Raw genomic sequence first — 22,765 nt, forward strand, 5'->3', positions numbered from 1 at the left:
TATGCCGGGGTCCGTTCTCGGATCGCCCGGAAGGGGTGAGCCTCCGGTCACCCGGTCCAAGTCACCCGATGCGGGTGATCAGCACGGGCGCGGAGCGACCTAGCGTCGGAACCGTCCTGCCGCCCCGGCAGGCGTACGAACGGTGGGAGGCACGATGGAACGCGGCCCGGTCGAGATCCTGTTCCTTTCGATGTCGGAGGACGTCGAGCTCGGCGACCTCGCGGCGGTACTGCGACAACCGGTCGAGAGCGGAGTGATCCGGATCATCGACTGCGTGCTGATGTCCAAGGACGCCGGCGGCAGCTTCCGGGCGCTCGACCTGGAAGAGGCCGAGGGTCTGCCCGCAGAGCTGGCCGGGCTCCAGATCGATGCCAACGACCTGCTCAGCGACTCCGACATCGAGACGTTCGCCACCGCCCTCGAGCCCGGCCGGGCCGGTCTCGCGGTCGTCTACGAGCAGGTCTGGGCGCGGGAGGCCGTCAGTCAGATCCGCAACGTCGGTGCCGAGGTCGAGCTGTTCCTGCGCGTGCCGCCCGAGGACGTCGACGTCGCCTTCGCATCCGCCGCCCGCTAGAGAGGAGACACGCCATGTTGCGCAGACGTATGGGCCGGCCCGGTCTCATCGGTGCCGCCGCACGTACGGCCGTCATCGCCGGCACCGCCACCGCCACGTCGAACGCCGTCAACCGCCGACAGGCGGCCAAGGCCCAGGAACAGGCCGAGGCACAGGCCTACGAGCAACAGCAGTACGCCGCGGCCCAGCCGCCTCCACAGCCAGCTGCGCCGCCCGCTGCGGCGCCCGCTGCGGCGCCGGCGCAGGGCGACCTGATCGGGCAGCTGACCCAGCTGGGTGAGCTGCACAGCCAAGGAGTGCTCAGCGACGAGGAGTTCGCAGCCGCAAAGCAGCAGCTGCTCGGCTGACGGACATCGAGAGCGGGGAGGACATGTCGACCGGAACGCTGACCGTGTGGAGGTTCGACACACCTGAGGGCGCCGAGGAGACCATGCACGCGTTGGAGGGGCTGGCTGACGAGGGCCTCATCGACCTCCACGACGCTGCGGCGCTCTCCTGGCCGTCGAGCACCACGAAGCTGAGGACGGCCGAGCTGCATCCGGCCACGGACGCGGGCGGGGGAGCGTTGGGCGGGTCCTTCTGGGGGCTTCTGCTCGGCTTCATCTTCTTCGTGCCGCTGCTCGGCGCCGCCCTGGGCACCGCCACCGGGCTGATCTCGGACGCGCTGAGCGCCGTCGGGATCGACGACGGCTTCATCAACCGGGTCAGGGACCGGGTCACCCCCGGGACCTCGGCCCTGTTCGTGCTGACCACGGACAGCGTCGTCGACTCGGTCAGGGACGCCCTCGGAGGGCGACTTCCGTCCGACCCGATCTTCACCGACCTGACCGATGGCCAGGAAACAGCACTGCGCGACGTCTTCGGCGTCGGAGGATCGCCCGTTGCGGGTGAGCCCGCCGGGGCTGAAGCGGCCTAACTTCACGTCCACTGAAGCGGTCGACGAGAAAACCGCTCACGACCACAGGGAGTACTCATCATGAGCACCACCACACCACGAGGCGGAGGCTACGACACTCCGGTCAAGACCGCCTTTGCCTTCTCCGGTGCGATCTTCGCAGGCACCATCCTCACGACCGTAGGCATCTTCCAGATCCTGTCCGGCATCGCTGCCGTGGCCGAGGACACGGTCTACGTGAAGGGCGTCGACTACGTCTACCAGTTCGATCTCACCGCCTGGGGATGGATCCACATCGTCCTGGGGGCGATCGCGGTAGCCGTCGGCATCGGCTTGCTCCTCGGACAGACGTGGGCCCGCATCTCCGGCATCGTGATCGCGGTCATCGGCTCGGTCTCCGCGTTCGCGTTCATGCCCTACTACCCGTGGTGGGCACTCGCGATGCTGGCGCTCTACATCTTCGTCATCTGGTCGCTCGCTCAGCTGATGTCGAGCGGAGACGAGCTCTGACATGGCCACCTCCGACATCCCGGGCCACGACGTCGCCGGCTCGGAGCCTCCGGGACCCGACGTACGGAGCTCGGGTGCCGGACCGGATCCGAGCCCGGCCACGCCGGCCCAGGAGCGTCGCGTCGGCTCCGGGTCGGTGTTCGAGGGCCTCGGGGACTACTGGGGCCTGGTCCTGACCTACGGGCTGGTCACCACCGCACTCGGCATCATCCTGGCGGTCTGGCCGAAGCAGACGCTCGTCGTCGTCGCGGTGATCATCGCGATCCAGATCATCGTGTCGGGAGTGTTCCGCATCATCGCCGCGGTGGCCGGCAGCTCCATGGAAGGCGGCCTGCGAGCGGTCGTCGGCTTCTCGGGGGCGCTGGCCATCGTCGTCGGCCTGCTCTTCCTGCGTGACCCGGTCCAGACGCTGCTCATCGTCACCATCCTGCTCGGGGTCTGGTGGGTCATAGGAGGCATCGTCGACATCATCGGCGCCGTCCTCCGGCCGACCCCTGGGCGACGTATGTGGGACATCACCGCCGGGGCCATCACGGTCCTCGCCGGTGCCGTGCTGCTCATCAACCCGAAGCTGTCGCTCGGTGCGCTCCTGGTGATCTCCTGCGTGTGGCTGATCGTCGTCGGCATCATCGCCGTCGTGATGGCCTTCCGGCTGCGTTCCGAGGCCAAGAGCTGAGGTTCGGACCCGGCCGAGAGCGAACTCGATCGCCTCGGCCGGGTCCGACCTGAGATCGCGCGGAGATCGTCAGATGAGGTTCAGGCTCCGCGCCACGGCCAACGCCTGACTGCGCCGTGAGGCGCCGAGCTTGGCGTACAGGCTGCTGACGTGGGTCTTCACCGTGTTCTCGGAGACGTAGAGCGCGGCACTGATGTCGGCGTACGTCGATCCGCGTGCGAGCTCACGAAGGACGTCCCGCTCCCTGGCGCTCAGGCCCGGGAGCGGCCCGGCCGCCTCGTCGACCGCCTCGGTCGGACGGGGCGTGCCCTGGTCGAAGTACGTCGTCAGGCTGGACATGTCCGCGATGCCGGCCGAGATCCGGCTGACCCAGCGATGCGGCCGGAGCGCGGGCAACCGTCCCAGCATGGTCTGCACGGGAGTCCCCTGTCGGGTCCAGCCGAGGAACGGGAGCGCGTTCTGGCGCACCTCGGTCTCGATCGCGACCTGCTGGAGATGTTCGGCCGCCGCGTCCACGTCCCCCAGCTCGTGGAGCAGCTCCGCGCGCCCGACGAGCGCGACGCCTCGGGTCATCGGCTGGGACCACCTCGCCTGCTGGGCGGCGGTGTCGAAGTGGTCGGCGGCGAGTCGCCGATTCCCGTCGAGGTCGGCGAGCAGCGCTCGGGCCAGGGCAGCCTCGCCGTTCATCCCGCGCTCGGTGAGCTCGGCCTCCACGGACTTCAGTGAACGCCGGTCGGTCGCCAGCGCGGCCAGCTCGGCCTGGTTGAGCAGCAGGGTGACCTGCAGGTGGTCCGGCAGCCGGAAGGCCCCGGGCAGGTCCAGCGGCTCGCCGAGGATCTGGCGGGCGCGTACGACCGAGTGGCCGGACAGGGTGACATGTGCCTCCCGGAGCCGCATCCAGAACCGGGTGCACAGGTCCGCGGGATGGAGCTTCGCGTCCGGGATGGATGCCAGCTCGAGCCAGGGGAGCCGTGCGTTGCGCGCCAGGGCTGCGGCCAGCGCCGTCCGGGTGCGGGTGAAGTCGCTACGGGAGCCGTGCGGCCGGCCTCGGTCGGCTCGCTCGAGCAGGGTGGCGGCCTCGTCCGCGATCTCTCCGCAGGCCGCCTCGCGACCCAGCATGTATTCGGTCATCGCCAGCTGGCTGGAGGCGTCGGCCCCGACCGCCGGCATGTCCCAGGTGCGGGCCAGCCCGATCGCCGAGGTGAGGCTCTGCTCCGCCTCCAGCAGCTGACCGAGCCAACTCTGGGTGATGCCGAGCTCGGTGAGCAGCTGCGGCAGGACGTCGGCCTCGCCGCCGGTGCCGTGCCTGCCCCGGACAACCTCGGCGGCCCGGTCGGCTGCGGCCCGCAGTGGCTCGAGGCCGAGTCGTGCCCGCATCAGCCCGATGCAGGCGAGCTCCTCCTCCGACATCGCCGCCGGCACAGCCAGACAGCGGTCGAGCCAGTGCTCTGCCTCGGGTACGTCGCCGTCGAGCCAGGCCTCGACCGCGAGCGCGAACCAGGCCCTCGGGGTGGTCTCGACGTGCTCGGCGAGGTTGCGTGCGAAGGGAGCGAGGCGGTCGCCGTCACCGCGCATCGCCGTCTTGACGCCGTCGTCGGCGAGCACGGCCGCCATCTCCTCGTGGGCGCCGACGGCTTCGAGCCGCCGCAGCGCGCCCGGCGCCTCGCCGCGCGTCCGGTCGATCCGGACAGCGCGCACCACGGTCGACTGCGCCCGGGCGACGTCGACCCCGCCGGCGACCAGCCGGCGACGTACGACCTCGGCGAGCAGCGGGTGGATGCGGTAGGCCTCCTCGCCGTGGGCATCGGGGACGAGCGGGACCGCGCGGGTCACCAGCAGCCCGGTGCTCTCCAGATCGGTCAGCGTCTCCCCGGCGCTCGGATCCTGGGAGAGATGGGCGGCGGTCCTGGCGGTCACGACCGTCTCGGCAGACGTGCACAGCAGCAGATGCCTCGCGCGTGCGGACAGCGAGGCGAACACCTCGCTCGCCACCCGGTCACCGAGACCGACGGTTCCGTCCTCGAAAGCGGTCTCGCCCGCCCTGCCCGGAGGGCTGGCGTGGACCGACCGGGCCGCGAGGACGACGGCGGCGCACCAGCCGCGGGCCTGCTGGACGATGGCGTCGATGACGGGCCTGGAATCGGTGCGGGCGTGCTCGACGATGAGCGCCTCGGCCTCGACGTCGCTCAGCTGCAGCACGTTGCCTCGCACGACCGAGAAGTTGCCCAGCAGCTCCGGCACCAGCCTGGTGAAGGGCAGGTCCCAACGGCTGATCATCACCAGGCGCATGGAGTCGGGATCGTCGTTGAGCCGCTCGTTGAGCATCCGGTGCGTGGCCGCGCGAAGCAGGTGTGCGTCGTCGATGACGATGCGACGGGGCGTGCCCTCTGCGGCCTCGTCGATCATGCCGGAGAGCTGATCGGGGGTCATCGTGCCGTCGGCGTCCACCCAGCGCTGTGCGCGTGGAGGGCCATCGCCGCTCTGTTGCCGCAGCCATCCGGCGACCCCCAGGGTCTTGCCGGCGCCGGCGGGGGCGATGAGCAGCGTGATCGCGGCATCGGCGGAGCGGTCGAGGTCGGCCCACAGCGAGCGGCGTGGCACGTAGACCCTCGGGAGGCGCGGCCACGGGGCGCTGGCGGCGCCGTCTCCGTCCCTCGGTGTGGGTATCACCACCGTTGCCGCCTCAGGGCGTGGCATCGGTGCGGGTCCTGCTGTCGGGTCTGTAGCGGGCGCCGGCCTGCTGTGCTGCACAACCCCTCCCCTCGGTCAGAGCTCAGATGCCACGCCGGCGTCGTGCGCTCGTTTGGGGGAGTGTGCTGAAGAGCGGCACCGCGCCGTCGGTGAGCCAGGCGTAGTCGTTCGGACGTCCCGCGATGCTTCTCAAAGTAAATGGCGAAAGACCGCGAAGGATCACCTATTTCAGGTGACCGGGAGTCAGATCAACTTCGGGAACGTCAGGAGTACGACTGCCAGCAGCACGAAGCCCACGCCGCCGAGGCAGAGCAGCGTCCACTGGGCGCTGCGGCGGCGCATGCGCTCGGAGAGGGCTGTGAAGAAGAGCACGGTTGCGAATCCGATGGTCAGGACGGTGTAGTTGTCGCCGCGCTGGTTGTTGCGGAGCGCCTGGGCGAACTTGCCGTCGGCCTTGCGGTCGGCGGCGCCGGCCTGAACGGACTCGGGGATGACGTACTCCTCCATATCGAACGGCGTGGCGGGAGCGTCGGGATCCTTGAGCGGCCGGGCGTCGAGCCAGGCCGGGAAGACCGTTGCCAGCGGCTCGGGGAAGCGCGCCTGGAGGAACTCGCTGAGCTCGGGGTCGCCGCTCTGGTAGGCCGCGAGCCACTGCGTGAACAGGGCGACCTGGACCGACAGCTTGCGGTTGGCCGTGGACTCGAACCGCGCGGCCGCGATCCGGTTCGTCGATGCCTGCGAGAAGGAGATCGACATGGCGCCGCTCCACTTGCTGGCCTGGAAGCCGGTCCAGGCGGTCAGGATCGCCGTCACCGACAGCAGCAGGATCGCGATCAGCTCGCGCCAGTCCGTACGCGAGTGCTCAGGGGCCGCAGTGGTCGTCACGATCCCAGGGTGCATACGCCGGGAGGTGTCGGTGATCGCCGGAAAGGGGTGAACGAGCCGATCCGTGCGATCAGCGAGGTCTAGAGGGCCATCTGGTCCGGTGGCCAGTCGCCCTCGTGCGGGTCGCGGTGGGTGCGCCCGGCCGAGGCCCGCTCCTGGTCGCTGGGCTCCTCGTCCTCCTGGGCCACCCAGGCGACGGCATCCTCGTAGGCTTCCCGGGTGGCCTCCCAGATCACCGCGGTGCCCTGGTAGACGGAGCCTGCCGAGCCGAGGGTGTCGTCGGTCTGCAGCTGTCGCACCAGCCGTTCGTTGTCGGTGACGATCACCAGCCTGCTGCCGAGCTCGCCGAGCCCGGCGGCGTACGTCCCCAGCACCTCCAGCAGCGTGGCGCCGGCGTCGTCCGCGCCGCGCAGCCGCAGGATCACCACCGACCTGCGGGAGGCCGGCGTCAGGTCGGGCATCTGCGAGCGCAGCGAGCTGGCGGTGGCGAAGAAGATCGGCCCGTACGGCTGGAGCACCACGACCTCGCGTTCGCCGAGGCTCCTCGGAGGGTTGGTCTCGATGACCCGGTCGTCGGCCCCCATCACCAGCCGGCGCGTCACCAGGCGCGAGGACTGGCCGATCACGAAGAGCAGCACCGACAGCCCGACCCCGACCAGCACGGCGTACTGCAACGGCATCAGCAGGGTGAGCACCAGCGTCGTCAGCATCACCGTCAGCGGCACCGGCCCGGTCTGGCCGACCGCGATCAGCTTGGCCGGCTTGACGGTGCTGACACCGACCACGATCAGCAGTCCGGCGAGGGCCGGCATGGCGACGAGCTCGACGACGCCGGCGAAGAGGACGATGACGGCGGCCATCACGGCGGCCGCGGCGAGGAGCGCGAACCGGTTCCGGGCGCCCGCGCCGACGACCAGCGAGGTGGCCGACATCGACCCGCCCACGGGTACGCCGCGGAAGAGGCCGGAGGCGATGTTGCCCGCTCCCTGACCGATGAAGTCGCGCGAGGGACGGGTGGTGCCGTCCGGGTTCGGGAATCCCGCCGAGACCCCGGCCCCCTGGACCAGCCCGACGAACGCGAGCGCGGCGGCAGGAAGCAGCAGATCGATCGTGGCCGACAGGTCGGGGAACACCGGAAGAGGCAGCGAGCCGGGGACCTCGGCGACGTCGGCGACCAGCGCGACGGTGTCGCTGCCCAGCGCGTTGAGCAGGGCGGCCAGCGCGGAGCCGGCGGCGACCGCCACCACCAGGCCGGTGGCCCCCAGGCGGGTGCGCTCCAGGACGAGGATGCCGGCGACGGTGGTCAGGCCGACCAGCAGAGACGCGAGGTCGACCCGGTGAAGGTGCAGGAGCAGATCCAGCGCCGCGGTGACGCGGTTGCCTCCCTGGGAGTCGTAGCCGGTGAAGTTGTCGAGCTGGCCGAGCACGATGCTGATCCCGACCGCGGAGATGAACCCCGTCATCACCGACTTGGACACGAAGCGCAGCAGCCGGCCCAGGCCGAGCGCGCCGGCGACGATCATGATCACGCCGGTGAGGATCGAGAGGGTGGCGAGTGCTCGCACCGGGTCGTCGTAGGCGTCGAGGTCCACGTCGGCGACGATGATCGCCATCGCTCCCGTGCCCTGGATCGCCATCGCGGCGGTCCCGGTGAACAGCGCCCCTCCGGCGAGCCCGAACAGGTAGCCGTAGAGCCCCGCGACCGGGTTCACCCCGGCGAGGAGACCGCTGGCGAGGCCGTCCGGGACCGACTCGATGCCGAGCACGGCGCCGGCAGCGGCATCGCGCCGGGCCGTACGCCGATCGAAGAGGTGGCGAGGCAGAGTGATCCGCTCGCGCAGCCAGGTCAGCACCGCACCATCGCAGCGCCACCGGCGCGCGGCCGCCTCACCTGACTCGGGTGAGGCGGTTACCTCGAACTTACGAACCGAAACGGGTTCCGTATTCCAGGCGTAACCAGTCCGAAACGGCTGGGCCGAAGGCTTGTTGCCGTGACCAAGCCCCTCCACGACGCCCACCGCCACATCGGCCGGCTGCCGGCGTACCCGTTCTACGGAGGCCCGGCGATCACCGCCGACGTCACCGCGCGCGGCACCGTGAAGGAGCTGGTCGCCGACCTCGACGCCGATCGGATCGAGCGGGCGCTGGTGCTGCCCAACTACGGCGTGCCCGACCCGGACGCGGCCTTCGACCTCAACGCCCTGGCGATCGAGGCGGCCCAGAGCGACGACCGGATCCGGTGCGGCCTGTGGGTCTCGCCCAAGGCCACCGACTCCGCCCGCAACGACGCAGCCCTCGCCCTCGCCGGCGAGGAGGGCGTGGCCGCGCTCAAGACGAGCTTCCTGCTCGGCGGCCATCCCACCGACCCGGAGTGCCTCGAGCAGCTCGACAAGGTCTTCGCCACCGCCCGGGCACACGACCTCACCGTCCACGTGCACACCTCGCCCGGCGCCGCCTCCGACGTCGACCAGATCGGCACGCTCGTGGAGCGCTACGCCCGGGACGTACGTCTCCATCTCGTGCATCTGGGCGGCGGGATGAGCGGTCATATGAAGCTCATCGGCGGCCGGCTCTTCGACTGGATCGAGGCCGGGATGCAGGTCTACACCGACACCAGTTGGGCGATCGGCTTCGCGCCGTCCTGGCTGGTCCAGGAGATCGAGCGTCGCGGCGTCGGGCACGACCGCATCCTCTTCGCCACCGACGCGCCCTGGGGCGACTTCGCCGGCGAGCATGCCCGGCTCGCCGCCGCGGCCGGTGACGGCGAGCTCGCCGACGCCTTCTTCCACCACAACTTCTCAGCCCTCTACGGCTGAGACCGGCAGCCCGACTGCCGGCCACTCGTCAAGGACGACGAGCTCGCCCCCACCACCCGCATCGCCCCTTCCACCTCTCATGGAGACCCCAGTGACCACTGACACCGCTGACATCGACGCCCAGATCGCCGAGAACATGGCCAAGTCGCTCGGCGAGATCCCGCACCCCTCGCAGCAGCCGGGCACCAACATCTACGGCTCGACCAAGATCTTCCCCGACTACCAGGCCGAGGACGGGGAGACCTACTTCACCCTCGTCCACGGCATCCCGCACGAGTCCTCCGTCAGCTTCGTCGCCGTCCTGCAGGCGACCCGAGCGCTGCGCAAGGGCTTCGAGTCCGCCATCTACTTCTACGGTCCCGGGACGCTGGCATGCATGGCCTCCCGTGGCTTCCCGACGATGGGCGACGCCGGGTTCCCCGGAGAGCTCAACACCAACGGCGCCATCGAGACGTTCATCAAGGAGGGCGGCACCGTCTTCTGCTGCCGCTTCGGGATGGGACTCCACGGCCTGCGCGAGGAGGACCTGATCGAGGGCGTCGTGCCCTCGCACCCGCTCGACGTCCAGGACGCACTGATCCACTACGCCCGCAAGGGCGCCATCATCAACTCGACCTACAACCTCTGAGGGCCCGGCCATGACCTCGCCGATCTCGTCCAGCACCCGCGTCGACGTCGCCATCCAGGGGATCCGCCTGCTCGACGCCCCCGTCGCCCGCCGCTCCGGCGCGGGGCCGAGCGACGACGGCCACGTCCTCCTGGACGGGGTCGGCGCGGCCATCCCGCTCAACCCCCGCAGCCCCTATTCCGTACGCGGCGGCAAGCTGCTCCTCGACGGCGCCGACACCGGTCTCGGGGTCGAGGCCGTCGCCCGGCCCCGCTTCTACGATCTGGTGACCGCCGACGGCGTCTCCTACGACAAGATCGCCCGCCTGCACTCGGCCAACGTGCTCGCCACCACCGTCGTGCAGACCTGTGCGCGCTACGACGTGGAGGAGCGCTGCCGGTTCTGTGCGATCGAGGAGTCGCTGCGCCAGGGCTCGACGATCGCGGTCAAGCAGCCTGCCCAGCTCGCCGAGGTGGCCAAGGCCGCGGTCGAGCTCGACGGGGTCACTCAGATGGTGATGACCACCGGGACGTCCCGGGGCCGTGACCGTGGGGCGACCCATCTGGCGCGCTGCGTGCGCGCGGTGCGCGAGGCGGTCCCCGACCTCCCGATCCAGGTGCAGTGCGAGCCTCCTGGCGACCTCGCCTCGATCCAGGAGCTGTACGACGCCGGTGCCCGCTCGATCGGCATCCACGTCGAGTCCCTCGACGAGTCGGCCCGGCTGCGCTGGATGCCGGGCAAGGGCGCGGTGCCGATGAGCGAATACCAGGCAGCCTGGGCCGAGGCGGTCCGGGTGTTCGGCTGGAACCAGGTCTCGACCTACCTCCTGGTCGGTCTCGGCGAGGATCCCGACGAGCTCGTCGCCGGCTGCGAGGAGCTCATCGCGATGGGCGTCTATCCCTTCGTCGTGCCGTACCGCCCGCTGGCGGGCACGCTCGCGAAGGTCGTCGACGGCGTGGAGGCGCCGCCGCACGCCGACGTCTACCGGGTGACCTCGCGGGTCGCCGCGCTCCTGCGCCGGGCCGGCATGGCCGGCGCCGACCAGGCCGCCGGCTGCGCCTCGTGCGGCGCCTGCTCGGCGCTCGGTGCCTGTGGCGAGGAGTCGGCATGACGGAGCTCCTCGACGACGTCATCCTCACCGGTGCCGTACGCCGCTCGCCGAGCCTGGAGGGCTACACCGTGTTCCGGGCCGAGACCGCGGGCGACCTGGAGGCGTACCTCCGGCTTCGCCGGGAGGTCTTCGTCACCGAGCAGGGCCTCTTCGCGGGCTCCGACGTCGACGACGTCGACGACGACCCCCGCCGGATCGTGCTGCTCGCCCGCTCGGACGACGGTGAGATCCTGGGCGGCGTACGTCTCCATCCGGCCCGTCACCCGGCCCAGCCTCGTGATGTGGGCTGGTGGCGGGGGAGCCGGCTGGCGGTCAAGCAGGACGCGCGCCAGCTTCTCGGCGTCGGTGCCGCGCTCGTCCGGGCGGCCTGCGCCGCGGCCGAACAGGCGGGTGCGCTCCGCTTCGAGGCCACCGTCCAGTCCCGGAACGAGGCGCTGTTCCGCAGGCTCGGCTGGATCCCGCGCGAGCGAGTCCATCTCCACGACATGACCCATGTCGTGATGGAGTGGCCGGTCCGGCGCATCCAGCAGCTCTCCGAGGCCACCAAGGCGCCGCTGGGCGACCTGGTCGGTGCCCTGGTGGGTCACTCGACGCCCGGATTCCGGGGTGACGACGGGGCTCCGGTCCCGGGCAGCGACCTGGTCGCGGCCTGCGACGCGATCCTTCCCGCGATGGTCGAACGCGACCCGGAGTGGGCCGGATGGTGCGCGGTCCTCGTCAACGTCAACGACCTCTCCGCGATGGGCGCGGCGCCGGTCGGGCTGCTCGACGCCATCGGAGCCCGCGACGCGTCCTTCGCCCGCCGGATCGTGCGCGGTCTGGCCGAGGCCGCGCAGGCGTGGGGCGTACCGGTCCTCGGCGGGCACACCCAGCTCGGCGTCCCGGCCGCGCTCTCGGTGACCGCCTTGGGACGCGCCGAGCGGCCGGTCCCGGGCGGTGGGGGAGCGCCCGGTGATCTCCTCAGGCTGAGCGCGGACCTGGGCGGAGGATGGCGGCCCGGCTACCGCGGCCGTCAGTGGGACTCGTCCTCGCACCGCACCTCGGCCGAGCTGCGGGCGCTGTCCGGTCTCGTGCCCTCGCTGGCCGCGACAGCGGCCAAGGACGTCAGCATGGCCGGGATGGTCGGCACCGCGGGGATGCTGGCCGAGGCCAGCGGCTGCCGCGCGATCATCGACGTCGCCACCGTCCCCACCCCGTCCACCGCCTCGACCGCGGACTGGCTCACCTGCTTCCCGGGCTTCGCGATGCTCACCGCGGAGGCGCCCGGCCGCACCGAGGTGCGGCCCGAGCTGCCCGGCTTCGTCTCCTCCGCCGTCTGCGGCGAGCTCGTCCCCGGCACAGGCGTCGGCCTGCGCTGGCCCGACGGCACCGTCACCGACGCCATCGACCACACCGTCACCGGACTAGGACCAGCGACATGACCACCCGCACCCAACCCGGCAGCGCCGTGGCCGCCGTCTGCGCCGGCTTCGGCCGGGACGTGGACGAGAACCTCGCCCAGATCGGCAGCCTCATCGAGGAAGCCCGACAGGCCGGCGTCGGTCTGCTCGCCCTCCCCGAGGCCTGCCTCGGCGGCTACCTCTCCGTGCTCGGGGCGGGCCGCGACGGCAGCCACGACGAGACGCCCGAGGACCTTCCTCCCGTCATGGACATCGACGGACCGGAGCTCGCGCGGGTCGCCGCGCTGGCCGGTGACATGACCGTGGTCGTCGGCCTGTGCGAGTCCGACGGCGCCGACCGCTACAACACCGCCGCCGTCGTCACCGGCGACGGCGTGCTGGGCGCCCACCGCAAGGTGCACCAGCCGCTCGGCGAGAACCTCTACTACGCCGCCGGGGACGGGTTCGGCTGCGTGGACACACCGGCCGGCCGGATCGGCACCATGATCTGCTACGACAAGGCGTTCCCCGAGGGGGCGCGGGCGCTGGCCGTCGACGGCGCCGAGGTGATCGCCTGCATCTCGGCCTGGCCGGCCTCACGCACCGCCACCAGCGCCTCGATCGAGGACGACCGGTGGACGAAGCGGTTCAACCTCTTCGACGCCGCCCGCGCGCTCGAGAACCAGGTGGTCTGGCTCGCCTCCAACCAGCACGGGACCTTCGGCAAGCTCCGCTTCGTCGCCAACGCGAAGGTGGTCGGGCCGGGTGGCGACATCCTGGCGACCACCGGCGTCGAGGCCGGCATGGCGGTGGCCGAGCTCGACGTGCCCAGCGCACTGGCGACGGCGCGCCGGGCGATGTTCCACCTCCGCGACCGCCGGCCCGAGGCGTATCCCTCCACGCTGGCGACCGCCGAGCCGCTCTCCCCGGTGGGTGAGGGACATGCCTGAGATGACCTTCACCGTGCGGTGGCCCGACGGGCGGGTCGAGGACTGCTACTCACCCTCGTTGGTGGTGCACGACCACCTGACGGTCGGCGGGACGTACGCGGTCGAGGACTTCCTCGACCGGAGCCTCACCGCCCTGGCCACCGCCTCCGAGCGGGTCCGGGTGAAATTCGGCTTCGCGTGCACCAGCGCGATGGCGACCTCCGATCAGCTGCGGGCCTCCGCCGCCGCGTACGAGTTCGGCCAGCGCGTCACCGTCCTCGCCATGCACCCGCCTCTTCCCGTCGCACCGAACCCGCAGGAGTCCCGATGACCACGCACCGTGCCACTGTCGCGATCGTCGGGGGCGGTCAGGCCGGCCTGGCCGCGAGCTGGTTCCTCGTCCGTGACGGCGTGGACCATGTGGTCCTCGAGGCAGGCACCGCCGGGCACGAGTGGGCCGACACCCGCTGGGACAACTTCACCCTGGTCACGCCCAACTGGCACTGCCGCCTACCCGGCTACGAGTACGCCGGGCCCGACCCGGACGGCTTCATGACCCGCGACGAGGTGGTGAGGTGGCTCGCCGGCTACGCGCCGACCTTCGGCCCGCCGCTGCGCGAGCACACCCGGGTGACGTCGCTGACCCAGCGCGCGGGAGGCGGCTTCCTGGTCGAGGCCGAAGGCCCGGACGGCGCCGAGGCCTGGGAGGTCGAGCACGTCGTGGTCGCGACCGGCGGCTACCACGTACCGGTCATCCCGGCCTGGGCGCCTGCGCTCGACCCCGCCATCGACCAGCTGCACTCGGCCGACTACAAGTCCGCCTCGCGGCTCCGCCCGGGCGCGGTGCTGGTGGTCGGCTCGGGCCAGTCCGGTGCGCAGATCGCCGAGGACCTGCACCTGGAGGGCGGCCAGGTGCATCTCGCGATCGGCGACGCGCCCCGGGTCGCCCGGTTTCACCGCGGCCGCGACTGCATGACCTGGCTGGCCGAGATGGGGCTCTACGACACCCCGGTCACGAGCTACCCGGGCGGCCTGGCCGCACGGGAGAAGACCAACCACTACGTCACCGGCCGTGACGGCGGACGCGACATCGACCTGCGCCAGTTCGCGGCCGAGGGCATGCGGCTCTACGGCCGGCTCGCCTCCGGGGCCGGGACCGACCTCGTGCTCGAGCCGACGCTGCGGGAGGCACTCGGCTCCGCCGACGACGTCTACCGTTCGATCTGCCGCGACATCGACGCCTACATCGCCTCCCGCGACCTCGACGTCCCACCCGCAGAGCCCTATCGCCCGGTCTGGGAGCCGGAGGCGGATCCCACCGCCCTCGACCTCGCCGCGGCCGGCGTCTCGACGGTGATCTGGGCGATCGGCTACCGGCCCGACTACCGATGGGTCCGGGTCGGTGTCTTCGACGGCACCGGGCGACCGACCCACACCCGAGGCGTCACCGCGGTCCCCGGGCTCTCCTTCCTCGGCCTGCCCTGGCTGCACACCTGGGGCTCGGGGCGCTACCTCGGCATCGCCGCCGACGCGGAGCACATCGCGGGCACCATCACCGGCAAGGGCCTTCGGACCGTCGAGCCCGCCGCCGAGCTGGCCCGGCGCCGCTCACCCGGCCCGCTGGACACCTCGGCGGCGGTCGCCTGAGGCACCGCCCACCCAGCATCAAGGACGGATAGGTTGAGGAGCATGTCGAAGGTACGCATCGGGGCGGTCGCGGCCCACTTCGGACGCGATCTGCCGCGCGCGGTCGCCAAGCTCGAGGGGATCGTCGAGGACGCCCGGCGCAACGGCGTACGCCTTCTGGTGCTGCCCGACGCGACCCTCGGCGGCTACCTCTCCGACCTGCGTCACCCCGACCCGCACGCGTTGCCGCCGGCGCTGAACGAGGACTCCTTCGAGATCGGCCGGATGATCGCGATGGCCGGCGAGATGGTGGTCTGTCTCGGGTACGCCGAGGAGGTCGTCGTCGACGGCCACGCGCGGCTCTACAACTCCGCCATCTGTCTCAGCGGTGACGGCGTGCTCGGGCGCCACCGCAAGGTGCACCAACCTGCCGGCGAGTCGCTGGTCTACGCGGCGGGGGAGGGGTTCGCGGCTTTCGACACCCCCGTCGGGAGGCTCGGGATGCTCATCGACTACGACAAGACCTTCCCGGAGGCTGCCCGCACCCTCGCCCTGGACGGCGCCTCGGTGATCGCCTGCCTCTCGGCCTGGCCGGCCTCGGTCACCGACCGCGCCTCGCGGCTCCCGCAGGACCGCCAGTCGCGGCTCTTCGACCTCTACGACCAGGCCCGGGCCGCCGAGAACCAGGTCGTCTGGGTCTCGTCCAACCAGACCGGCGTCATGGGCGGGCTGCGGTTCCTGGGACAGGCCAAGGTGGTCGGTCCCGGCGGCGAGATCCTGGCCCGGACGACCTCCAAGGGCGGCCTGGCCGTCGCGGAGATCGACGTCGAGGCGGAGATCGCCCGGTCCCGGCGGGTCCTGCATCACCTCAAGGAGCTGACCCCGACGGCGTACACGTTCCCGGGAACCTCGCGATGAGGATCGCGCTGCTGACCTACTCCACCCGGCCCCGCGGCGGGGTCGTGCACACTCTGGCGCTGGCCGAGGCACTGGCAGCACTCGGTGAAGACGTCCATGTCTGGACCCTCGGCCGCCACGGCGACACCGCGTTCTTCCGGCCGGTCGACCCCGCCGTCACGGTGCATGCGGTGCCCTTCGAGGCCCGTGACGACGAGTCGGTGGGGGAGCGGATCGTACGTTCCATCGGCGTGCTGCGAGCCGCCTTCGCGCAGCAGCGGGACCGCTACGACATCGTGCACGCCCAGGACTGCATCAGCACCAACGCCGCCCTGCCCTGCATCCGCACCATCCACCACCTCGACCACTTCACCACCCCGCAGCTCGCGGCCTGCCACGAGAAGGCCGTCGTCGAGCCGTACGCCCGGATCTGCGTCTCGCAGTCGGTCGCGGACGAGGTCGCCGCCGGATGGGGGTTCACTCCGACGGTCATCCCCAACGGCGTCGATGCCGCCCGGTTCGCGGCCGGAGCCGCCGACGCCGGCGGGCGGGAGGCCTGGCGGGCGCGGCTGGGTCGCTACGTTCTCGCCCTCGGCGGGATCGAGCCGCGCAAGGGATCGCTCGACCTGCTCGAGGCGTACGCCGCGCTGCGCGCCTCCGACCCCAGACACTCCGATCTGACGCTGGTCTTCGGTGGCGGGGAGACCCTCTTCGACTACCGCGACTACCGGGCGGCGTTCGACGCTCGGGCTCGCGAGCTGGACGTGCCCGTCGTGATCACCGGGGTGCTCGAGGAGGACGAGCTCCCATCGCTGGTCGCCGAGGCCGGCGCCCTCGCGATGGTGTCCACCAAGGAAGGCTTCGGCCTCGCGGCCCTGGAGGCCCTGGCCGCGGGTGTACCCGTCGTCGCCCGCGACCTGCCCGTGCTGCGCGAGGTCTTCGGCGAGACCGTCGCCTACGCCACGACGCCGGCAGAGATCTCCCTCGCGCTGGGCAAGATCCTGGACACGCGGCCGGGCCCGACCGGCGGACGGGACCTCGCCGCCGGCTACACCTGGGACCGCGCCGCCCGCGCCCACCGCGAGTTCTACAGCCGCGTCTGAGATTCCTGAGCGCCGGGTTGACAGTGGCCGGTGACGCCCATCACACTCACTGCCATGAACCTGTCAGACAGGCAAACAGTCAAACCGATTCGGCGCGCGAACGCGATGGAGCTCGTCCTCGCCGAGCTGCGCTCGGAGATCGAGTCCGGCACCTTCCCCGTCGGCACCCGGCTGCCTTCCGAGGCGACCCTGGTCCGCGACCTGGGGGTCAGCCGCCCGGTCGTCCGCGAGGCGCTGCGGGCGTTGCAGGCGCTCGGCATGACGGAGTCGCAGACGGGGCGGGGCACGTTCGTGGTCTCCGACCGTGCCGCCGACAACCCGACATTCGGCAGCTACTCCGCACGCGACCTGGTGGAGGCACGTCGACACGTCGAAGTGCCGGCCGCCGGGTACGCCGCGGCTCGGCACAGCGGTGACGACCTCGACGAGATGCGCAGCCTGCTCGAACGGATGGAGCGCGAGGAGGACGGCGCGGTCTGGGTCGCGCTCGACTCCCTGTTCCACATCGCGATCGCCCGCGCGTCGGCCAACCCGGTCTTCGGCAAGGTGATCGAGGAGATCCGCGAGGCCCTCGCCACCCAGTCCGCCCTGCTCAACAAGCTCGACGAGACGCGGCGTACGGCCTCCGACGCCGAGCACCGTCTGATCGTCGACGCCATCGCCTCCGGATCCTCGGACACTGCCGAGGCTGCGATGCGCGCCCATCTCGAGCACGTCGACGGCGCGCTCGGAGACATCGTCCGTGACCCCACCACCGACAGGAACTCCGCCCGATGACACTGCCATCCTCCACCGGCGCCGAAGCCCCACCACAGATCACCGACGCCGGCGACGACGGCTACGGCAAGTCGCTGACGCCGCGCCACATCACGATGATCGCGATCGGCGGCGCCATCGGCACCGGCCTGTTCCTCGGCGCCGGTGGGCGCCTGGCCACTGCCGGGCCGTCCCTGGCGATCGCGTACGCCGCGTGCGGCCTCGTCGCGTTCATCGTCGTGCGCTGCCTCGGTGAGCTGATCCTCTACCGCCCGTCCTCGGGTGCCTTCGTCTCCTACGCCCGCGAGTTCCTCGGCGAGAAGGGCGCCTACACCGCTGGTTGGATGTACTTCCTGAACTGGTCGACCACCGGCATCGCCGACATCACCGCGATCGCCCTCTACGCCCACTACTGGTCGTTCTTCGCGCCGGTCCCGCAATGGGTGCTGGCCCTCGGGGCACTGGTGATCGTGCTGACCCTCAACCTGCTCTCGGTCCGCCTGTTCGGCGAGATGGAGTTCTGGTTCGCGCTCATCAAGGTGGCCACGCTGGTGGTCTTCATGGCGATCGCGATCTTCCTCATCGTGACCCGCCACCCCATCGACGGCACCACCCCCGGACCACAGCTGATCACCGACCACGGTGGGATGTTCCCCGCCGGGGTGCTCCCGATGGTCCTGGTCATCCAGGGCGTCATCTTCGCCTACGCCTCCATCGAGCTGGTCGGCGTCGCCGCCGGCGAGACCGAGGACCCGCGCCGCGTCATGCCCCGGGCCATCAACACGATCATCTGGCGCATCGGCATCTTCTACGTCGGCTCCGTCGTCCTGCTCGCGATGCTGCTGCCCTGGTCGGCCTACTCTGCCGACGAGAGCCCGTTCGTGACCGTGCTGTCCCGGGTCGGCGTGCCCGGAGCGGGTGACGTGATGAACCTGGTGGTCCTCACCGCCGCGATGTCGAGCCTCAACTCCGGGCTCTACTCCACCGGCCGGATCCTGCGCTCGCTCGCCGCCGCCGGCACCGCCCCCCGCTTCGCCGCGGCGATGAACCGGCACAAGGTGCCCTACGGCGGCATCCTGCTGACGGCTGCCGTCTGCGTCCTCGGTGTCGGGCTCAACTACGTCGTGCCGGCCCAGGCGTTCGAGATCGTCCTCAATCTGGCCTCGGTCGGCATCATCGCGACCTGGGCGATCATCCTGATCAGCCACACGATCTTCGTACGCCGCAGCCGCGCCGGCGAGGTCGAGCGTCCGGCCTTCCGGGTGCCGCGGTCGCCGCTGCCGCAGTTCATCGCGCTGGGGTTCCTCGCGCTGGTCCTGATCCTGATGTTCTTCGACCACGTCGGCCGGATCACCCTGCTCGCGATGCCGGTGCTGCTGGTGCTGCTGGTCGGCGGCTGGTTCCTCGTTCGCGACCGCATCGACACCTCCGAGATGGAGGTGTGATGAGCCTGCCCCACCTGGTCAGACCGATCGCCGACGCGGCTCCGATGCGGGTGCCGGCCCACGAGCCGCTGGTCGAGGTCTGGCGCGGCGAGATGGTCGAGGGCCTCCACCACGGCTCGGCCGTGCTCCTCGATCCTGACGGTCGGGTACGCCTGGCGGTCGGCGACATCGAGGCGGCGTTCTACCCGCGGTCGGCGGCCAAGCCGATGCAGGCGGTGGCGATGGTACGCGCCGGGCTCGACGTCAGCGACGATCTGCTCGCGCTCGCCGCGGCCAGCCACTCCGGCGAGGCGGTCCACCTGGCCGGTGCGCGCCGGTTGCTGGCCTCCGCCGGCCTCGGTGAGGACGCCTTACAGAACCCGCCGGACCTGCCGTACGACCCGGTCGAGCGGGAGAGCTGGCTGCGTGCCGACGGGCAGCGGAGCCGGCTCGCCCACAACTGCTCGGGCAAGCACGCCGCGATGGTCGCGACCTGCGCGGTCGCGGGCTGGGCGCACGATCGTTACCTCGATCCCGCACACCCGCTGCAGGCCGCCGTCCGCGCCACCGTCGAGGACCTCACCGGGCAACGGGTCGCGACGGTCACCGCGGACGGCTGCGGCACCCCGCTCTTCGGGATCTCGCTGCACGGCCTCGCCCGCGCTGCCCAGCGCCTCATGCTCGCCCCCGGGGGCAGCGCCGAGCACCGGGTCGCCGCGGCGATGCGGCGCCACCCCGAGATGGTCGCCGGCGCCCGCCGTGACGTCACCACCCTGATGCAGGCAGTTCCCGGGCTGCTGGCCAAGGACGGGTTCGAGGCGGTCCAGATCGCCGCCCTGCCCGACGGCACCAGCCTCGCGCTCAAGGTCGCCGACGGTGCCGACCGGGCCCGCCTGCCCGCGCTGCTCGCGCTGCTCGCCGAGGGCGGCGTCGCCACCGACGTACTCGCCCCGTTCGCGCCCACCGGCCTGCGCCCCGCCGCAGCGCTCACCCCGACCCGCACCTATCCGACGGAGATGCCATGACCCGACCGACCCGCCGCGAGCACGACCTGCTCGGCGACCGCGACGTCCCCGTAGAGGCGTACTGGGGCGTTCACACCGCCCGAGCCCGTGCCAACTTCCCCATCACCGGCACCACGATCGGCACCTATCCGCACCTGGTGAACGCGCTCAGCGCCGTCAAAGAGGCCGCCGCGCTCGCCAACCTCGAGCTCGGCCTCCTCGACGAGGAGCGCGCCGGAGCGATCGCGTCCGCGTGCCGGGAGATCCGCACCGGCGCGCTGCACGACCAGTTCGTCGTCGACGTCATCCAGGGCGGCGCCGGCACCTCGACCAACATGAACGCCAACGAGGTCATCGCCAACCGTGCCCTCGAGCTGCTCGGTCACGACAAGGGCAGCTACGACCAGCTCCACCCCAACGAGCACGTCAACCTCAGCCAGTCGACCAACGACGCCTATCCCACCGCCGTCAACATCGCGACCATCGTCGCGGTCGGCGCCCTGGCCGACGCCATGCGCGTCCTCGAGGACGCCTTCGCCGCAAAGGCCGAGGAGTTCAGCGGCATCCTCAAGATGGGACGTACGCAGCTCCAGGACGCCGTGCCGATGACCGTCGGCCAGGAGTTCCGCACCTACGCGGTGATGCTGGGGGAGGACCGCCTGCGGCTGCAGGAGGCCGTCACGCTTCTGCACGAGATCAACCTGGGCGCGACGGCGATCGGCACCGGACTCAACGCGCCCGCGGGATATGCCGAGATCGCCCGTCGTCACCTGGTCGAGATCACCGGTCTGCCGCTGGTCACCGCACCGGACCTGATCGAGGCGACCCAGGACTGCGGGGCGTTCGTCCATCTCTCCGGCGTGCTCAAGCGGGTCGCGGTCAAGGTGTCCAAGACCTGCAACGACCTACGACTGCTCTCCTCCGGGCCGCGAGCCGGGCTCGGTGAGATCAACCTGCCGCCGGTCCAGGCCGGCTCCTCGATCATGCCGGGCAAGGTGAACCCGGTCATCCCGGAGGTCGTCAACCAGGTCGCGTTCGAGGTCATCGGCAACGACGTCACCGTCACCATGGCCGCGGAGGCGGGCCAGCTCCAGCTCAACGCGTTCGAGCCGGTCATCCTGCACTCATTGGTCGGCAGCATCACCCACCTGGCTGCCGCCTGCCGCGTGCTCGCCGAACGCTGCGTCCGGGGCATCACGGTCAACAGCGATCTGACCCGCGCCCAGGTCGAGCGCTCCATCGGGCTCGTCACCGCGCTCAACCCCGAGATCGGGTACGTCGCTGCGACCGAGATCGCCCGTGAGGCGCTCAGCAGCGGCCGTGGCGTCGCCGAGCTGATCCTCGAGCATGGCCTGATCTCACCCGAACGGCTCGCCCATCTGCTTCGGCCCGAGCACCTCGCGCACCCCGGCACCGCCGAGGAGCGCCCGGTGCCGGACAGGGCGGTTCCCACAGGCCGAATGGAGTCAACGATCACCCGTTGCGGGTGAAGGGATCACCGGCTGGAGGGCCAACGATGAATCCATGCTGCTGAGCTGACCTCGGGTGCTGGCCAGCATTCTCTGCCTCATCCCGAATGAAGGAGAACTTCTCACATGAGCTTCTGGGACATCATCTGGTTCATCATCGTGTCCTTCGCCTTCGTGGCGTACCTGATGATCCTGTTCAACATCGTCACCGACCTCTTCCGGGACAAATCGGTCTCCGGTGGAATGAAGGCCGTCTGGATGATCGGTCTCGTCTTCCTGCCCTTCCTCATCGCCGTGATCTACCTGATCGTCCGGGGTAAGGGGATGGCGGAGCGTCAGGGCCAGGCGTACCAAGAGGTCCGGGCGGCGCAGGACGACTACATCCGCTCGGTCGCCGGCTCGTCTCCCGCAGAGGAGATCGCCAAGGCCCAGCAGCTGCTCGATGCCGGGACGATCACACCGGAGGAGTTCGCCGCCCTCAAGGCGAAGGCCATGGCGCCCTGACCCGCACCTGCTGTCCAGTCGTCCGGCCGGGGTGATGCCCCGGCCGGCTCGGCCTGGAAACGTGATCGACCATGTCCACAAGCACCCAGCCACCGGGACTGCTCTCCGCCGAACAGCTCGGTGAGCTGCTCGACCTGACCAAGCAGGCCGACAGCGTCGAACTCAAGATGACCGTGCCGAACGCCGAACGACCTCTGGCGGTGGCGTCCCTGGGGCTGGATCCCCTGGATGCCCAGATCCGGCAGGTGTACTTCTTCGACACCGCGGACCTGGCACTCAACCGACGCGGGGTCGTCGTCCGCGCGCGCCGGATCCAGGGACGGAACGACGACTCCGTCGTGAAGGTGCGGCCCGTCAACCCGACAGAGGTCGCGACGGCGCGCAAGTCCAAGAGCCTGACCGTCGAGGTCGATGCGATGCCAGGGGGCTTCGTCTGCTCGGCCTCGATGAAGGCGACCTTCGGCCGGACCGACGTCAAGGAGGTCGCCGCGGGCACGCGCGCGATCCACAAGGTCTACACGAAGGAGCAGCAGAGCTTCTTCCGGGCCAACGCCCTCTCGGAGCTCGAGCTCGATGATCTGGTGTGCCTCGGCCCGATCACCGTCCTGAAGCAGAAGCTGAGGCCGGAGGAGTACGCCGGCCGGCTGGTCGCCGAGCTGTGGCTCTACCCGGACGGCTCGAGAATCCTCGAGCTCTCCTCCAGGTGCGCGCCCGTGAACGCGTTCCAGGTCGCCGCGGAGCTCAAGGCATTCCTGGTCAAGCGCGGACTGGAGATCTCGGGCGACCAGCAGACCAAGACCACAACAGCGCTCGCGTACTTCGCAGGCGAGCTGGCCCGGGTAGCCGCCCCGGCGGGTTCGTGATCCTCATCCACCACGGACGACGCCTCGTCGCTGCTTCGGCATCAGG

General features: G+C 71.0%; 23 protein-coding genes. 20 read left to right on the forward strand and 3 right to left on the reverse strand.

What is annotated here, in order from left to right:
- Positions 1-154: 154 nt before the first annotated feature.
- Genes ABTX24_RS02455 through ABTX24_RS02475 form a run of 5 tightly spaced genes read left to right on the forward strand, consistent with a single transcriptional unit; the run spans position 155 to position 2,655 of the window.
- The gene (locus ABTX24_RS02455; protein WP_160023933.1) at positions 155-574 is read left to right on the forward strand and encodes a DUF6325 family protein; all 420 of its coding nucleotides are present in this window, start codon (positions 155-157) and stop codon (positions 572-574) included.
- 14 nt (positions 575-588) lie between these two features.
- Entirely contained in the window at positions 589-921 is a 333-nt protein-coding gene (locus tag ABTX24_RS02460; RefSeq protein ID WP_350837202.1) for an SHOCT domain-containing protein, read from the forward strand.
- Positions 922-944: 23 nt separating this feature from the next.
- Complete coding sequence (locus ABTX24_RS02465; protein WP_350837204.1) at positions 945-1,490, forward strand: DUF1269 domain-containing protein; 546 nt, start codon at positions 945-947, stop codon at positions 1,488-1,490.
- A 60-nt stretch (positions 1,491-1,550) separates the two neighbouring features.
- The gene (locus tag ABTX24_RS02470) at positions 1,551-1,979 is read left to right on the forward strand and encodes a DUF7144 family membrane protein (protein ID WP_201451038.1); all 429 of its coding nucleotides are present in this window, start codon (positions 1,551-1,553) and stop codon (positions 1,977-1,979) included.
- Position 1,980: 1 nt separating this feature from the next.
- Positions 1,981-2,655 carry an HdeD family acid-resistance protein gene (locus tag ABTX24_RS02475; protein WP_350837206.1) on the forward strand — a complete coding sequence of 225 codons (675 nt, stop codon included), beginning with the start codon at positions 1,981-1,983 and terminating at the stop codon, positions 2,653-2,655.
- Positions 2,656-2,724: 69 nt separating this feature from the next.
- Here ABTX24_RS02475 and ABTX24_RS02480 read toward each other — a convergent pair whose 3' ends face one another.
- From ABTX24_RS02480 to ABTX24_RS02490, 3 genes are all read right to left on the reverse strand, one after another.
- A complete protein-coding gene (locus ABTX24_RS02480; protein ID WP_350837208.1) occupies positions 2,725-5,352 on the reverse strand; it encodes a helix-turn-helix transcriptional regulator in 2,628 nt (875 codons plus the stop codon).
- A 237-nt stretch (positions 5,353-5,589) separates the two neighbouring features.
- A complete protein-coding gene (locus ABTX24_RS02485) occupies positions 5,590-6,231 on the reverse strand; it encodes a hypothetical protein (protein ID WP_350837210.1) in 642 nt (213 codons plus the stop codon).
- Between the two features lie 80 nt (positions 6,232-6,311).
- Positions 6,312-8,084, reverse strand: a complete 1,773-nt coding sequence (locus tag ABTX24_RS02490) for a SulP family inorganic anion transporter (RefSeq protein ID WP_350837212.1) — start codon at positions 8,082-8,084, stop codon at positions 6,312-6,314.
- A gap of 138 nt (positions 8,085-8,222) precedes the next feature.
- Here ABTX24_RS02490 and ABTX24_RS02495 point away from each other — a divergent pair, with 138 nt between their 5' ends.
- The 15 genes from ABTX24_RS02495 (at position 8,223) to ABTX24_RS02565 (ending at position 22,719) form a co-directional block, all read left to right on the forward strand.
- Positions 8,223-9,047 (forward strand): amidohydrolase family protein, encoded by an 825-nt coding sequence (locus tag ABTX24_RS02495; RefSeq protein ID WP_350837214.1) that lies wholly within the window; start codon positions 8,223-8,225, stop codon positions 9,045-9,047.
- Positions 9,048-9,138: 91 nt separating this feature from the next.
- The gene (locus tag ABTX24_RS02500) at positions 9,139-9,675 is read left to right on the forward strand and encodes an MSMEG_0572/Sll0783 family nitrogen starvation response protein (protein ID WP_201451036.1); all 537 of its coding nucleotides are present in this window, start codon (positions 9,139-9,141) and stop codon (positions 9,673-9,675) included.
- 10 nt (positions 9,676-9,685) lie between these two features.
- The gene (locus tag ABTX24_RS02505) at positions 9,686-10,765 is read left to right on the forward strand and encodes an MSMEG_0568 family radical SAM protein (RefSeq protein ID WP_350837216.1); all 1,080 of its coding nucleotides are present in this window, start codon (positions 9,686-9,688) and stop codon (positions 10,763-10,765) included.
- On the forward strand, positions 10,762-12,186 hold the full coding sequence (locus tag ABTX24_RS02510; RefSeq protein WP_350837218.1) for an MSMEG_0567/sll0787 family protein: 1,425 nt from the start codon (positions 10,762-10,764) through the stop codon (positions 12,184-12,186). The genes ABTX24_RS02505 and ABTX24_RS02510 overlap by 4 nt, the downstream gene beginning before the upstream one ends.
- Positions 12,183-13,094 (forward strand): carbon-nitrogen hydrolase family protein, encoded by a 912-nt coding sequence (locus ABTX24_RS02515; protein WP_350837220.1) that lies wholly within the window; start codon positions 12,183-12,185, stop codon positions 13,092-13,094. The genes ABTX24_RS02510 and ABTX24_RS02515 overlap by 4 nt, the downstream gene beginning before the upstream one ends.
- Positions 13,087-13,404 (forward strand): MSMEG_0570 family nitrogen starvation response protein, encoded by a 318-nt coding sequence (locus ABTX24_RS02520; protein ID WP_160023923.1) that lies wholly within the window; start codon positions 13,087-13,089, stop codon positions 13,402-13,404. The genes ABTX24_RS02515 and ABTX24_RS02520 overlap by 8 nt, the downstream gene beginning before the upstream one ends.
- Positions 13,401-14,720: an MSMEG_0569 family flavin-dependent oxidoreductase gene (locus ABTX24_RS02525; RefSeq protein ID WP_350837222.1), complete on the forward strand. Its 1,320-nt coding sequence runs from the start codon at positions 13,401-13,403 to the stop codon at positions 14,718-14,720. Before ABTX24_RS02520 ends, ABTX24_RS02525 begins: the two co-directional genes overlap by 4 nt.
- Positions 14,721-14,762: 42 nt before the next feature.
- Complete coding sequence (locus ABTX24_RS02530) at positions 14,763-15,617, forward strand: carbon-nitrogen hydrolase family protein (RefSeq protein WP_350837224.1); 855 nt, start codon at positions 14,763-14,765, stop codon at positions 15,615-15,617.
- Entirely contained in the window at positions 15,614-16,699 is a 1,086-nt protein-coding gene (locus ABTX24_RS02535) for an MSMEG_0565 family glycosyltransferase (RefSeq protein ID WP_160023920.1), read from the forward strand. Before ABTX24_RS02530 ends, ABTX24_RS02535 begins: the two co-directional genes overlap by 4 nt.
- Positions 16,700-16,753: 54 nt before the next feature.
- Complete coding sequence (locus tag ABTX24_RS02540; protein ID WP_160023919.1) at positions 16,754-17,476, forward strand: FadR/GntR family transcriptional regulator; 723 nt, start codon at positions 16,754-16,756, stop codon at positions 17,474-17,476.
- Complete coding sequence (locus ABTX24_RS02545) at positions 17,473-18,900, forward strand: amino acid permease (RefSeq protein WP_350837226.1); 1,428 nt, start codon at positions 17,473-17,475, stop codon at positions 18,898-18,900. The genes ABTX24_RS02540 and ABTX24_RS02545 overlap by 4 nt, the downstream gene beginning before the upstream one ends.
- A complete protein-coding gene (locus ABTX24_RS02550; protein WP_350837228.1) occupies positions 18,900-19,904 on the forward strand; it encodes an asparaginase in 1,005 nt (334 codons plus the stop codon). The genes ABTX24_RS02545 and ABTX24_RS02550 overlap by 1 nt, the downstream gene beginning before the upstream one ends.
- Positions 19,901-21,373, forward strand: a complete 1,473-nt coding sequence (gene aspA / locus ABTX24_RS02555) for an aspartate ammonia-lyase (protein ID WP_350837230.1) — start codon at positions 19,901-19,903, stop codon at positions 21,371-21,373. The genes ABTX24_RS02550 and aspA overlap by 4 nt, the downstream gene beginning before the upstream one ends.
- A gap of 105 nt (positions 21,374-21,478) precedes the next feature.
- On the forward strand, positions 21,479-21,856 hold the full coding sequence (locus tag ABTX24_RS02560; RefSeq protein ID WP_350716846.1) for an SHOCT domain-containing protein: 378 nt from the start codon (positions 21,479-21,481) through the stop codon (positions 21,854-21,856).
- A 71-nt stretch (positions 21,857-21,927) separates the two neighbouring features.
- Positions 21,928-22,719 (forward strand): adenylate cyclase, encoded by a 792-nt coding sequence (locus tag ABTX24_RS02565; RefSeq protein WP_160023915.1) that lies wholly within the window; start codon positions 21,928-21,930, stop codon positions 22,717-22,719.
- The last annotated feature ends 46 nt before the right edge of the window (positions 22,720-22,765 follow it).

The sequence above is a fragment of the Nocardioides sp. NPDC127514 genome (assembly GCF_040302125.1).
Classification (GTDB): domain Bacteria; phylum Actinomycetota; class Actinomycetes; order Propionibacteriales; family Nocardioidaceae; genus Nocardioides.

Excerpts from the sequence above, each read along its gene's own strand:
- ABTX24_RS02550 (WP_350837228.1), top strand. The coding sequence starts at position 18,900 with ATGAGCCTGCCCCACCTGGTCAGACCGATCGCCGACGCGGCTCCGATG.
- ABTX24_RS02545 (WP_350837226.1), top strand. The coding sequence starts at position 17,473 with ATGACACTGCCATCCTCCACCGGCGCCGAAGCCCCACCACAGATCACC.
- ABTX24_RS02540 (WP_160023919.1), top strand. The coding sequence starts at position 16,754 with ATGAACCTGTCAGACAGGCAAACAGTCAAACCGATTCGGCGCGCGAAC.
- ABTX24_RS02515 (WP_350837220.1), top strand. The coding sequence starts at position 12,183 with ATGACCACCCGCACCCAACCCGGCAGCGCCGTGGCCGCCGTCTGCGCC.
- ABTX24_RS02460 (WP_350837202.1), top strand. The coding sequence starts at position 589 with ATGTTGCGCAGACGTATGGGCCGGCCCGGTCTCATCGGTGCCGCCGCA.
- ABTX24_RS02535 (WP_160023920.1), top strand. The coding sequence starts at position 15,614 with ATGAGGATCGCGCTGCTGACCTACTCCACCCGGCCCCGCGGCGGGGTC.
- ABTX24_RS02560 (WP_350716846.1), top strand. The coding sequence starts at position 21,479 with ATGAGCTTCTGGGACATCATCTGGTTCATCATCGTGTCCTTCGCCTTC.
- ABTX24_RS02530 (WP_350837224.1), top strand. The coding sequence starts at position 14,763 with ATGTCGAAGGTACGCATCGGGGCGGTCGCGGCCCACTTCGGACGCGAT.
- ABTX24_RS02455 (WP_160023933.1), top strand. The coding sequence starts at position 155 with ATGGAACGCGGCCCGGTCGAGATCCTGTTCCTTTCGATGTCGGAGGAC.
- ABTX24_RS02470 (WP_201451038.1), top strand. The coding sequence starts at position 1,551 with ATGAGCACCACCACACCACGAGGCGGAGGCTACGACACTCCGGTCAAG.
- ABTX24_RS02475 (WP_350837206.1), top strand. The coding sequence starts at position 1,981 with ATGGCCACCTCCGACATCCCGGGCCACGACGTCGCCGGCTCGGAGCCT.
- ABTX24_RS02520 (WP_160023923.1), top strand. The coding sequence starts at position 13,087 with ATGCCTGAGATGACCTTCACCGTGCGGTGGCCCGACGGGCGGGTCGAG.
- ABTX24_RS02565 (WP_160023915.1), top strand. The coding sequence starts at position 21,928 with ATGTCCACAAGCACCCAGCCACCGGGACTGCTCTCCGCCGAACAGCTC.
- ABTX24_RS02510 (WP_350837218.1), top strand. The coding sequence starts at position 10,762 with ATGACGGAGCTCCTCGACGACGTCATCCTCACCGGTGCCGTACGCCGC.
- ABTX24_RS02505 (WP_350837216.1), top strand. The coding sequence starts at position 9,686 with ATGACCTCGCCGATCTCGTCCAGCACCCGCGTCGACGTCGCCATCCAG.
- ABTX24_RS02465 (WP_350837204.1), top strand. The coding sequence starts at position 945 with ATGTCGACCGGAACGCTGACCGTGTGGAGGTTCGACACACCTGAGGGC.
- ABTX24_RS02480 (WP_350837208.1), bottom strand. The coding sequence starts at position 5,352 with ATGCCACGCCCTGAGGCGGCAACGGTGGTGATACCCACACCGAGGGAC.
- aspA (WP_350837230.1), top strand. The coding sequence starts at position 19,901 with ATGACCCGACCGACCCGCCGCGAGCACGACCTGCTCGGCGACCGCGAC.
- ABTX24_RS02525 (WP_350837222.1), top strand. The coding sequence starts at position 13,401 with ATGACCACGCACCGTGCCACTGTCGCGATCGTCGGGGGCGGTCAGGCC.